This is a genomic window from Pantoea sp. R102 (assembly GCF_004916815.1).
GTDB classification, from domain to species: domain Bacteria; phylum Pseudomonadota; class Gammaproteobacteria; order Enterobacterales; family Enterobacteriaceae; genus Pantoea; species Pantoea dispersa.
The window spans coordinates 1-10,579 of the sequence record NZ_SDFT01000172.1 but is presented as its reverse complement, the minus strand read 5'-3'; the positions used below and the strand labels follow the sequence as shown (position 1 = coordinate 10,579).

General features: G+C 58.1%; 13 protein-coding genes. 6 read left to right on the top strand and 7 right to left on the bottom strand.

Features of this window, described 5'->3' with window-relative positions; all coding sequences use genetic code 11:
- A partial coding sequence (locus ERD80_RS17480) for a metal ABC transporter permease (RefSeq protein WP_136547829.1) occupies positions 1-612 on the top strand: 612 nt, incomplete at its 5' end.
- A gap of 21 nt (positions 613-633) precedes the next feature.
- Complete coding sequence (locus tag ERD80_RS17475; protein WP_136547827.1) at positions 634-1,512, top strand: metal ABC transporter substrate-binding protein; 879 nt, start codon at positions 634-636, stop codon at positions 1,510-1,512.
- A 44-nt stretch (positions 1,513-1,556) separates the two neighbouring features.
- Here the strand turns inward: ERD80_RS17475 and ykgO are convergent, their stop codons facing one another.
- The 4 genes from ykgO to ERD80_RS17455 form a co-directional block, all read right to left on the bottom strand.
- Complete coding sequence (gene ykgO / locus ERD80_RS17470; protein WP_010616859.1) at positions 1,557-1,697, bottom strand: type B 50S ribosomal protein L36; 141 nt, start codon at positions 1,695-1,697, stop codon at positions 1,557-1,559.
- Positions 1,698-1,712: 15 nt separating this feature from the next.
- Positions 1,713-1,970, bottom strand: a complete 258-nt coding sequence (locus ERD80_RS17465; RefSeq protein WP_021507208.1) for a type B 50S ribosomal protein L31 — start codon at positions 1,968-1,970, stop codon at positions 1,713-1,715.
- 160 nt (positions 1,971-2,130) lie between these two features.
- A complete protein-coding gene (locus tag ERD80_RS17460; RefSeq protein WP_021507209.1) occupies positions 2,131-5,280 on the bottom strand; it encodes a multidrug efflux RND transporter permease subunit AcrB in 3,150 nt (1,049 codons plus the stop codon).
- A 17-nt stretch (positions 5,281-5,297) separates the two neighbouring features.
- Positions 5,298-6,488 carry an efflux RND transporter periplasmic adaptor subunit gene (locus tag ERD80_RS17455; RefSeq protein ID WP_136547825.1) on the bottom strand — a complete coding sequence of 397 codons (1,191 nt, stop codon included), beginning with the start codon at positions 6,486-6,488 and terminating at the stop codon, positions 5,298-5,300.
- Between the two features lie 142 nt (positions 6,489-6,630).
- On the opposite strand from ERD80_RS17455, the gene acrR reads away from it, so the two are divergent.
- On the top strand, positions 6,631-7,269 hold the full coding sequence (gene acrR, locus ERD80_RS17450) for a multidrug efflux transporter transcriptional repressor AcrR (RefSeq protein WP_031279658.1): 639 nt from the start codon (positions 6,631-6,633) through the stop codon (positions 7,267-7,269).
- Here acrR and rsmS read toward each other — a convergent pair.
- From rsmS to ERD80_RS17435, 3 genes are read right to left on the bottom strand one after another with little or no spacing between them, the layout of a single operon-like run.
- Entirely contained in the window at positions 7,266-7,421 is a 156-nt protein-coding gene (rsmS, locus tag ERD80_RS17445) for a pleiotropic regulatory protein RsmS (protein ID WP_021507212.1), read from the bottom strand. The genes acrR and rsmS overlap by 4 nt on opposite strands.
- A gap of 8 nt (positions 7,422-7,429) precedes the next feature.
- Entirely contained in the window at positions 7,430-7,675 is a 246-nt protein-coding gene (locus tag ERD80_RS17440) for a membrane protein (RefSeq protein WP_010616865.1), read from the bottom strand.
- A 49-nt stretch (positions 7,676-7,724) separates the two neighbouring features.
- Complete coding sequence (locus ERD80_RS17435) at positions 7,725-8,234, bottom strand: primosomal replication protein (protein ID WP_021507214.1); 510 nt, start codon at positions 8,232-8,234, stop codon at positions 7,725-7,727.
- A gap of 58 nt (positions 8,235-8,292) precedes the next feature.
- Between ERD80_RS17435 and ERD80_RS17430 the strand changes: the two genes are divergently transcribed.
- From ERD80_RS17430 to dnaX, 3 genes are all read left to right on the top strand, one after another.
- A complete protein-coding gene (locus ERD80_RS17430) occupies positions 8,293-8,676 on the top strand; it encodes a DUF454 family protein (protein WP_058775241.1) in 384 nt (127 codons plus the stop codon).
- Positions 8,677-8,826: 150 nt separating this feature from the next.
- Positions 8,827-9,378, top strand: coding sequence for an adenine phosphoribosyltransferase (apt, locus tag ERD80_RS17425; protein WP_031279659.1), 552 nt, complete (start codon positions 8,827-8,829; stop codon positions 9,376-9,378).
- A gap of 247 nt (positions 9,379-9,625) precedes the next feature.
- Positions 9,626-10,579: DNA polymerase III subunit gamma/tau (gene dnaX / locus ERD80_RS17420; protein WP_136547823.1), on the top strand; the 954-nt coding region annotated here is incomplete at its 3' end.

Here is a 10,579-nt window from a genome sequence, read left to right as displayed (position 1 = left end):
CTGGCGGTGGCGCTGCTGTCCGGTGCGGTCAGCCGTTACACCCACCTGAAGGAGGATGCCAGCTTTTCCGGCTTCTATCTGGGTTCGCTGGCGCTCGGCGTCACGCTGGTATCACTGCGCGGTTCCAGTGTCGATCTGCTGCACGTGTTGTTCGGCTCGCTGCTGGCGGTGGATAACGGCGCGATTGTGCTGGTTGGCAGCATCGCCGCGTTCACCCTGCTGATGCTGGCCGTGATCTTCCGGCCGCTGGTCATTGATGCCTTTGATCCTGATTTTCTGCGTGCGCAGGGGAAATGGAGCGCACCGCTGGTGCACGGCATTTTCCTCACGCTGGTGGTGCTGAATCTGGTGGCGGGTTTTCAGGTGCTCGGCACGCTGATGTCCGTTGGGCTGATGATGCTGCCCGCCACCAGCGCGCGCTTCTGGAGCCGTCACCTTACGCGCATGCTGGCGATTGCCATGCTGCTGGCGCTGATCGCCGCCTTTATCGGCCTGTTGCTCTCCTGGCACTATGCCCTGCCTGCCGGACCGGCGGTGGTACTGAGTGCGGCCGTACTGTTTTTGCTGTCTGTGTTGACAGGACCATGTGGCGGCCTGCTGCGCCGTCGATAATAAGATGACAAGGGGATAGGTATGAAGAAGTTACCGTTGAGTCTGGCGATTGGCGCGATGCTGATTAGCCCGCTGACGCTGGCAAAAACCGTTGATGCCGTAGCCAGTTTTACCGTGCTGGCTGACATCGTTAAACAGGTCGGCGGCGATCACGTTAAGGTGAAATCGCTGGTGGGGCCGAATGGCGATCCGCACACCTTTGAGCCCACGCCGCAGGATAGCCAGGCGCTGGCGCAGGCCGATGTGGTGTTCGTCAGCGGGCTGGGCATGGAAGGCTGGATGGACCGGCTGATTAGCGCGTCCGGCTATAAGGGCACGGTGGTGGTCGCCTCGAACGGCGTCAATACGCGCAAAATGGAGGAGGATGGCAAAACCATCACCGATCCACACGCGTGGAACAGCATGCACAACGGCGTGATCTACGCCACCAACGTGATGAACGCGCTGATCAAAGCCGATCCGGACGATGCCGCCGACATCCGTCACAGCGGTGAACGCTATATTCAGCAGTTGCAGAAGCTGGATAGCTGGGCCAAAAGTGAATTTGCCGGCGTGGCGCAAAGTAAACGCAAGGTACTCACCAGCCATGATGCCTTTGGCTATTTCGGCCAGCGCTACGGTGTGACATTCCTGGCGCCGGTGGGCTTCTCAACCGAAGCGGAAGCCAGCGCCAGCGATGTCGCCGCTATCATCAAACAGCTCCGGGCCGAGCATATCACCACCTACTTTATGGAGAATCAGACCGATCCGCGTCTGGTGAAACAGATCGCCAGTGAAACCGGTGCGCAACCCGGTGGCGAGCTCTATCCGGAAGCGCTGTCAGCGGCCAGCGGGCCGGCGCCCACCTATGAGGCGGCGTTTAAGCACAACGTGGAAACTCTGCTGCACAGCATGAAGTAAAAAAAAGGCCGGGGAGCATCCCGGCCAATTATCACGACACTTTCCTAACGTTTTTTCTTCCTTCCCTGCACCGCCTTAAAGCGCGGGTTGGTTTTGCAAATCACATAAATACGACCTTTACGCCGCACGACTTTGCAATCTTTGTGACGGGTCTTGGCAGACCGCAATGAACTGACAACTTGCATGTGGCTGAACTCCGGTTATTTGCTGCGCGTCAGGAAGCTGCCAAAACGCTTGTTGAAGCGTGCGGCGCTGCCCTCTTTGGCAAACTCTTTCTGTTTACCGGTGTAGTAAACGTGCGACTTCGACGACACATCAAGCGTGACGTACGGCAGCTCTTCGCCCTCAAACTGGATGGTACGATCGGTCTGAATCGTTGAACCGACTTTGAAGTATTCGTCGACGGTGGTGTCGTGGAACACCACAGGACGGTAGTGCGGATGAATGTTTGGTTTCATAATAGCGCTCTCGTGTAATGTTATAATATAACAATATTATGAACCTCACGCCGCAGGATTGCAACCACGCGTCCGGTGCGGATTTGTCATGGAACGTGCGGAGCAGGGGAGTGCGCAATAAAAAAGGCCGCTTGCGCGGCCTTTTAGCAGAGAGAAACTATCAGTGAGGGTGATCGACCGGATGGCCCTGTTCCAGCTCAGACTTGTTCTTGCTGAAACGGCGGCGCACCACCACGAAGAACACCGGCACGAAGAAGATCGCCAGCGCGGTGGCCGTCACCATCCCGCCCATTACGCCGGTACCGACGGCGTTCTGTGCGCCGGAGCCGGCACCGCTGCTGATCGCCAGCGGCAGTACGCCGAGGATGAACGCCAGCGACGTCATTAGAATCGGACGCAGACGCATACGTGAGGCTTCCAGCGTCGACTCGACCAGCCCTTTGCCTTCCTTCTCCATCAAATCCTTGGCGAATTCGACGATCAGGATGGCGTTCTTCGCCGAGAGACCAATGGTGGTCAACAGACCCACCACAAAGTACACGTCGTTACTCAGACCGCGCAGCGTGGTGAAGAGCAGGGCGCCAATCACACCCAGCGGCACCACCAGCATGACCGCGAACGGAATCGACCAGCTCTCATACAGCGCGGCCAGACACAGGAACACCACAATCAGCGAAATGGCGTACAGTGCAGGCGCCTGGTTGCCGGACAGGCGTTCCTGATAGGACATGCCGGTCCAGTCGTAGCCGATACCCGCAGGCAGCTTCGAGGCGAGGCTCTCCATCAGGTTCATGGCATCACCCGAGCTCTTGCCCGGCGCCGCCTGACCCAGGATCTCCATTGATGGCAGACCGTTGTAACGCTCCAGACGCGGTGAACCATACTGCCACTTCGCCGAAGAGAAGGCTGAGAATGGCACCATGGTCCCGGCGCTATTGCGCACGTACCATTTGCTGATGTCATCCGGCAGCATGCGCGAGTCGGCCTGACCCATCACGTACACTTTCTTCACGCGACCACGGTCGATGAAGTCGTTGACGTAAGAACCGCCCCAGGCCGCACCCAGCGTGGTGTTGATGTCGGACAGCGACACACCAAGCGCCTGCGCTTTTTCCTGATCGATAATCAGTTTGTACTGCGGCGTATCTTCCAGCCCGTTCGGACGCACGCCCACCAGCGTATCCGGATGCTGGGCAATCATGCCAAACAGCTGGTTACGCGCGGCGGTCAGCTTCTCATGGCCGAGGTTACCCTGATCGATCAGCTGGAAGTCGAAACCGGTGGCGTTACCCAGTTCGATAATGGCCGGCAGGTTGAACGGGAACACCATGGCATCTTTGATCTGACCCAGCGCCTGCATCGCACGTCCGGCAATCGCCGGCACTTTCAGGCTGGCATCACCACGCTCATCCCATGGCTTCAGGCTGACGAAGGCGATACCGGTGTTCTGTCCACGACCGGCGAAGCCAAAGCCGTTAACGGTAAACACCGAATTCACGCTGTCTTTCTCTTTGGTCAGGAAGTAATCCGTAACCTGATCCAGCACTTTCTGCGTACGTTCCTGGGTCGCACCGGCAGGCAGCTGCGCCTGCGCCAGTAACAGCCCCTGATCCTCTTCCGGCAGGAACGAGGTAGGCAGTTTCAGGAACAGGTAAGCCATGCCGACCACAATCAACAGATAAATCAGCAGATAGCGGCCGGTGCTGCGCACAATGTGGCCGACGCTGTCGACGTAATGGTTGGTGCTCTTATCAAACAGGCGGTTAAACCAGCCGAAGAAACCGGTGGTTTTGCCGTGTTCACCTTTTTTGATGGGCTTCAGCATGGTGGCACACAGCGCTGGCGTCAGAATCAACGCCACCAGCACCGACAGCGCCATCGCCGAAACGATGGTGATCGAGAACTGACGATAAATCACCCCGGTTGAGCCACCGAAGAACGCCATCGGGATAAATACCGCTGACAGCACCAGCGCGATGCCAACCAGCGCGCCCTGGATCTGTTCCATCGAGCGTTTGGTGGCTTCTTTCGGCGGTAATCCTTCTTCCGCCATGACGCGCTCAACGTTTTCCACCACCACGATGGCGTCATCCACCAGCAGGCCGATGGCGAGCACCATGCCGAACATCGTCAGGGTGTTTATCGAGTAGCCAAAGGCACTGATGATGGCAAAGGTGCCCAGCAGTACTACCGGCACGGCGATGGTAGGAATCAGCGTCGCGCGGAAGTTCTGCAGGAACAGATACATTACCAGGAACACCAGCACGATGGCTTCGAACAGCGTTTTCACCACTTCGAAAATGGAGATCTTAACGAATGGTGTGGTGTCGTACGGGTAAACGGTTTTCATGCCGGCCGGGAAGAACGGTTCCAGCTTGGCCAGTTCCGCTTTCACCGCGTCGGCGGTATCCAGCGCGTTGGCGCCGGTCGCCAGTTTGACACCGATACCGGACGCTGGTTTGCCGTTGTAGCGGGCAATGATCTCGTAGTTTTCACCGCCGAGTTCAATCTTCGCGACATCGCGCAGGCGCACCTGTGAGCCGTCCTGATTGACCTTCAGCATGATGTTACCGAACTCTTCGGTCGAGGTCAGACGCGTCTGGGCAATGATCGAGGCGTTAAGCTGCTGACCTGGCACCGGTGGGGTACCGCCCAGCTGACCGGCAGCCACCTGGGTGTTCTGGGTTTGCAGCGCGCTGATCACATCCACCGGCGTCAGCTGGTAGTTGTTAAGCTTGTGCGGATCGAGCCAGATACGCATCGCATACTGCGCACCAAACACCTGAGTATCGCCGACGCCAGGCGTACGGCTGATCGGATCTTTGATGTTCGACGCTACGTAGTCTGAGATGTCGTTCTGCGTCATGCTGCCATCTTCGCTGACGAAACCGGCGACCATCAGGAAGCTGCTGGAGGATTTTTTCACCTGAATCCCCTGCTGCTGTACTTCCTGCGGCAGCAGTGGCATCGCCAGCTGCAGTTTGTTCTGCACCTGCACCTGAGCAATGTCGGCGTCAGTACCAGACTGGAAGGTCAGCGTCAGCGTCAGCGTACCAGAAGAGTCACTGCTCGAGGACATATACATCAGCCCGTCGATGCCGTTCATATTCTGTTCGATAACCTGCGTTACCGAATCCTGTAGCGTTTTCGCATCTGCACCCGGATAAGATGCCTGGATTTCAACTGCCGGCGGCGCAACGTTGGGATATTGCTCGATCGGCAGTTTGATAATCGATAGCGCACCCGCCAGCATAATAATGATGGCAAGCACCCAGGCAAAAATGGGGCGATCGATAAAGAACTTAGCCATGTATCAACGGCTCCTGTTTATGACGATGATTTAGCAGACTGAGATTCCGGTGCGGCTTTGGCATCATCTTTGACTTCCTGCGGCGTCACCTGAGCACCCGGTTTAGCACGCTGAATACCGACGGTAATCACGCGATCGCCCTCTTTCAGGCCATCGGTCACCAGCCATTTGTCGCCAAACGCCTGGTTCGCGGTAATCTTACGCACTTCGACTTTATTATCCGCGTCCACTACCATCGCGGTGGCTTCGCCGGTTGGCGTGCGGGTTACGCCGGTCTGCGGTACCAGCAGCGCCGTCGGGTTAGTGCCCTCATCCAGACGTGCACGCACGAACATGCCCGGCAGCAAACGATGATCCGGATTCGGGAAAATCGCGCGCAGGGTAATCGAGCCAGTGGTTTCATCCACGGTAACATCAGAGAATTCCAGTGTGCCCGGCTGGCTGTATGCGCTACCGTTCTGCATCAGCAGGGTAACGTTAGCTTTGCCGTCGTTCTGTTTCAGCTGACCCGACTCCAGCTCGCCGCGCAGGCGCAGAAAATCATCGCTGGATTGGGTCACATCGACGTACATCGGGTCGAGTTGCTGCACGGTCGCCAGCGCGGTGGTCTGGCCGTTCGACACCAGTGCACCTTCCGTTACCGAGGATTTACCAATGCGGCCGCTGATTGGCGAGGTCACTTTAGTGTACGCCAGGTTAATGCGGGCGGTTTCCACATTGGCCTGCGCCGCCTGTACGGCTGCTGCGGTCTGCGCGGCGGTGGCCGCGGCGTTATCGTAGTCCTGCTGGCTGATATATTTGGTACCCAGCAGCGGCTTGTAACGATTCACCGTCAGCTGGGCAACGCGCGCGTTGGCCTGAGCCTGGGCTAAATCGCCTTTTGCGCTGTCGTACGCGGCCTGATAGGTGGCGGGATCGATCTGGTACAGCGAATCGCCGGCTTTAACATCACTGCCTTCAACAAAATTACGCTTGAGAATGATACCTGACACCTGCGGACGCACTTCAGCCACGCGGAACGCCGAAGTACGGCCTGGCAGTTCGGTGGTGATTTTCAGGGGCTCGTTTTTTAACGTGACAACACCCACTTCCGGGGGCTGCTGCTGGGCGGCTTGCTGGGATTTATTATCATCACATCCTGTTAACAAAAAGCTGCCTGTAAGCATCACGGCGGCCGCCAGAGGCGCTAATCCTCTGTTTTTATTCATAAATAAACCTCTAGTGTCCGATATCAAATGATCAATGGATCACAAACCGTTAAACCCATTGCTGCGTTAAAACACGGGTCGTGCTATGGTACATACATTCACAAATGTATGTAAACTTGCCAGTTTGTAAAAACAGTCCTCTATGGCACGAAAAACCAAAGCGCAAGCACTTGAAACGCGACATCAAATTCTGGATGCCGCTTTAGCTCACTTTTCTGAACACGGTGTGGCCGCCACCTCACTGGCGGATATCGCCGCGGCCGCTGGCGTCACGCGCGGCGCTATCTACTGGCATTTTAAAAATAAAGCCGATCTGTTACAGGAGATCTGGCTGCGCTGCGACGCCGGGCTCGACGATGTGGAACTTGAGTATCAGACAAAATACCCTGGCGATCCACTTTCTGTAATGCGTTCGATGCTGATCTATATCCTTGAAGCCACAGCAAAGGATCCACAAAGACGCGCATTAATGGAGATTATCTTCCATAAATGTGAGTTCGTTGGCGAAATGTCGACGTTAATGGCGATGCAGCAGGGGCTGCTGCAGGCGTGTTATGACCGCATCGAAGAGGTGCTGCGCAGCTGTATCGAGGCCGGGCAGCTTCCGGCCAGCCTCAACACCCGCCAGGCGGCGCTGCTGATGCGCGGCTACATCAGCGGCATGATGGAAAGCTGGTTGTTCAATCCGCAAAGTTTTGATCTGGTGAGTGAAGCGCCGCAGGTGGTCGAGGCCTTTATAGATATGCTGCGCCTGAGCCCGACGCTCGCCGGCACGCGCTAAGCGGTGCGTTCGGCCGCCAGCTTCTGCTCATAATCGCGCTGGACAATCGCCAGCGCAGCCAGCACCGTGGCCGTGGGCACCTGGTTTTCCTCCAGCAGCTGAATTAAATCGACCGCCAGCTTGATGTCGTCCGGCGCGGTATCCAGCGTCATAGTGTCTCCTAAATACGTAGTTTAGCGGCGACCAACAGCATCAGCAGGGCACCGGCCAGCGCCACGGCAAAGCCCGTCGGATGCAGCGTACCGAGGTCGCCCGTGGTGAAATACGTGGCGATGTAGCCGCCAATCAGCGCGCCGATCACCGCCAGCACCAGCGTCGGCACCAGTCCGCCGGGACGGCCGGGAAACACCCTCCGCTTCAGCCAGCCGGCAGCCAGGCCAATAATAATCCAGATGATAAGGGTCATGCTTCTCCTCCCGTCAGCGCTGTTTCCAGTATAGAGGAAAGCGAACGGCTTACGGCTGCGCCGCGATCTCCAGTTTATGCAGCGCGGCGCGGCAGCGCGCCAGCCGCTCCTGCAGAATCTCCACCTCGCGCATCAGCTGTTGCTGCACGCTCAGCGTTTCAGCGCGCGCCAGGTGCTGTTCGCGCTGTTGCAGCATGGCCAGCAGTCGCGTTTCGTAGCCGCGGTACTCATCACGCTTCGGCTGCAGCGGATCGCGACGCGGCCGTTCACGCACCACACGCAGTTGCTGGCTACTGCACTCGCGCTGCAGCGCGGCAATCTGGTCCAGCACCTTCTGCGCCAGCCACTGGCGGCGCGACGCATCACTGTCGGACGCCGCGAGCTGCGCCGCATTGTGCTGCAGCTCTTGCAGATAGTCAGCCAGCCGCGTGCCTTTACAGCGAAACAGTTGCGCGTCAAAGCGCGGCTGACGGCAGCTACCGTCCGGCTGCTGCGCAATCTGCTGGCGCAGCGTGTCAATCATTGCGTGCAGACGCTGTTGGGCGGGCAGTTGAGGCATCACTTCGATTCCGTCTGTGTTAACGTAGCGCTGTTGTGACATTTTTCAGGCATCTGGCATGCAGCGCATTTTACTGTTAAGCCTTGGCTGGCTGGCGATTGTGCTGGGCACGCTGGGCATTGTATTACCTTTACTACCGACCACGCCATTCGTGTTGCTGGCCGCCTGGTGTTTTGCCCGCTCGTCGCCACGCTTTCACCACTGGCTGCTGTGGCGCTCGCCGTTTGGCCGCTATCTGCGCCACTGGCAGCAGCATCGCGCCATGCCGCCCGGTGCCAAAAGCCGCGCTATGTTGCTGATTGTCATCACCTTTGCGGTTTCAATCTGGCTGGTGAAGCTGCTGTGGCTGCGCATCCTGCTCGGTGTGATGCTGGCGCTGCTGCTGCTCATGCTGTGGCGCATCCCGGTTGTAGCAGAAAGTGCGAACCCGCACGAACCGTAGCATCAGGGTTGCATTTAGCCGGCTGTTTGCTTAGATTTGGGCATCTTCGTGCGTGGCTTCCCTTTGAGAAACGACTTCGCTTAACCCGGTTTCCGGGTATTGGCGCTGTGGGAGCTGCGCGTTTTAGATATTTTTCCAGGCGTAACCTTTATGACCGCAACTGCGCAGCAGCTTGAACTGATCAAAAACAGCATCAAAAGCATTCCTGACTATCCGAAGCCGGGCATCCTGTTCCGTGACGTCACCAGTCTGATGGAAGATCCGCAGGCGTATGCCGCAGCGATCGCCATTCTGGTGGAGCGTTATCGTAATAAAGGCATCACCAAAGTGGTGGGCACCGAAGCGCGTGGCTTCCTGTTCGGGGCGCCGGTTGCGCTGGGTCTGGGCGTGGGATTTGTGCCGGTGCGCAAGCCGGGCAAACTGCCGCGTGAAACTTTCAGCGAAAGCTATGAACTGGAGTACGGTTCAGACGCGCTGGAACTGCACAAAGACGCCATCAAACCCGGCGATGTGGTACTGGTGGTGGACGATCTGCTGGCTACCGGCGGCACCCTTGAAGCCACGGTGAAACTGATTCGTCGTGCGGGCGGTGAAGTTAAAGACGCCGCGTTCGTGATCAACCTGTTTGATTTAAGCGGCGAAGCGCGCCTGAACGCGCTGGGTATCGACTGCTACAGCCTGGTCAACTTCCCCGGCCACTAAGGCCATCGCGCCGCCAGCCTTGATGCCCGGCGGCGCCTCTCTTCGCACTCCCTGACAGGCGTATTCCGCCCTGAAGCGCAGCGCGCAACGTATCACGGGTATAGGCATATCCGGCTGTGGCTGTTACACTCCTGTCAAAATAAACAGGGTTTGCGTCACCGCATTTTTCCCCTAAGTCCCACGGCAGAATCGGCGCAACTGAGCGTGCTGCTGTGCCAGGTTAAACAACTCCAGTGATTGAATCCACATGAGCTATCAGGTACTTGCGCGAAAATGGCGTCCCCAGGCTTTCGCCGACGTAGTCGGTCAGGAACATGTGCTGACGGCGCTGGCCAACGGGTTGTCACTGGGACGCATCCATCATGCCTATCTGTTTTCCGGCACGCGCGGCGTGGGGAAAACCTCGATTGCGCGTCTGCTGGCCAAAGGCCTCAACTGCGAAACCGGTATTACGGCCACGCCCTGTGGACAGTGCGATAACTGTCGCGAGATTGAACAGGGGCGCTTTGTCGATCTGATTGAAATCGATGCTGCCTCGCGCACCAAAGTGGAAGACACGCGCGACCTGCTGGATAACGTCCAGTATGCACCCGCACGCGGGCGCTTTAAGGTCTATCTGATCGATGAAGTGCACATGCTGTCGCGCCACAGCTTTAATGCGCTGCTGAAAACGCTGGAAGAGCCGCCGTCACACGTGAAATTCCTGCTGGCGACCACCGATCCGCAGAAGCTGCCGGTAACCATTCTGTCGCGCTGCCTGCAGTTCCACCTGAAAGCCCTCGATGTCGAACAGATTCAGCAGCAGCTGGCGCACGTGCTGCAGCAGGAGCAGATTGACGCCGAGCCGCGCGCGCTGCATCTGCTGGCGCGCGCCGCCGACGGCAGTATGCGCGATGCGCTCAGCCTCACCGATCAGGCGATTGCCATGGGGCAGGGCAGCGTCACGCGCGACAGCGTGGCGCAAATGCTGGGCACGCTGGATGATGAACAGCCGCTGGCGCTGATTGAAGCGCTGGTGGAAGGCAACGGCGAACAGGTGATGGCGCTGCTGAATCAGGCCGCATCGCGCGGCGTGGAGTGGGAGGCGCTGCTGGTGGAGATGCTGCGTCTGCTGCACCGTATCGCGATGGTCCAGCTGCTGCCCAGCTCGCTTGGCGAAGATGATGCCAGCCAGGCGCAGCGCCTGCGCGAACTGGCGCGC

Bases quoted from the DNA above. Each gene is read 5' to 3' on its own strand.
- ERD80_RS17465 (WP_021507208.1), bottom strand. From the start codon at position 1,970: ATGAAACCAAACATTCATCCGCACTACCGTCCTGTGGTGTTCCACGAC.
- ERD80_RS17475 (WP_136547827.1), top strand. From the start codon at position 634: ATGAAGAAGTTACCGTTGAGTCTGGCGATTGGCGCGATGCTGATTAGC.
- apt (WP_031279659.1), top strand. From the start codon at position 8,827: ATGACCGCAACTGCGCAGCAGCTTGAACTGATCAAAAACAGCATCAAA.
- ERD80_RS17455 (WP_136547825.1), bottom strand. From the start codon at position 6,488: ATGAATAAAAACAGAGGATTAGCGCCTCTGGCGGCCGCCGTGATGCTT.
- ERD80_RS17440 (WP_010616865.1), bottom strand. From the start codon at position 7,675: ATGACCCTTATCATCTGGATTATTATTGGCCTGGCTGCCGGCTGGCTG.
- acrR (WP_031279658.1), top strand. From the start codon at position 6,631: ATGGCACGAAAAACCAAAGCGCAAGCACTTGAAACGCGACATCAAATT.
- ykgO (WP_010616859.1), bottom strand. From the start codon at position 1,697: ATGCAAGTTGTCAGTTCATTGCGGTCTGCCAAGACCCGTCACAAAGAT.
- ERD80_RS17460 (WP_021507209.1), bottom strand. From the start codon at position 5,280: ATGGCTAAGTTCTTTATCGATCGCCCCATTTTTGCCTGGGTGCTTGCC.
- rsmS (WP_021507212.1), bottom strand. From the start codon at position 7,421: ATGACGCTGGATACCGCGCCGGACGACATCAAGCTGGCGGTCGATTTA.
- ERD80_RS17435 (WP_021507214.1), bottom strand. From the start codon at position 8,234: ATGCCTCAACTGCCCGCCCAACAGCGTCTGCACGCAATGATTGACACG.
- ERD80_RS17430 (WP_058775241.1), top strand. From the start codon at position 8,293: ATGCAGCGCATTTTACTGTTAAGCCTTGGCTGGCTGGCGATTGTGCTG.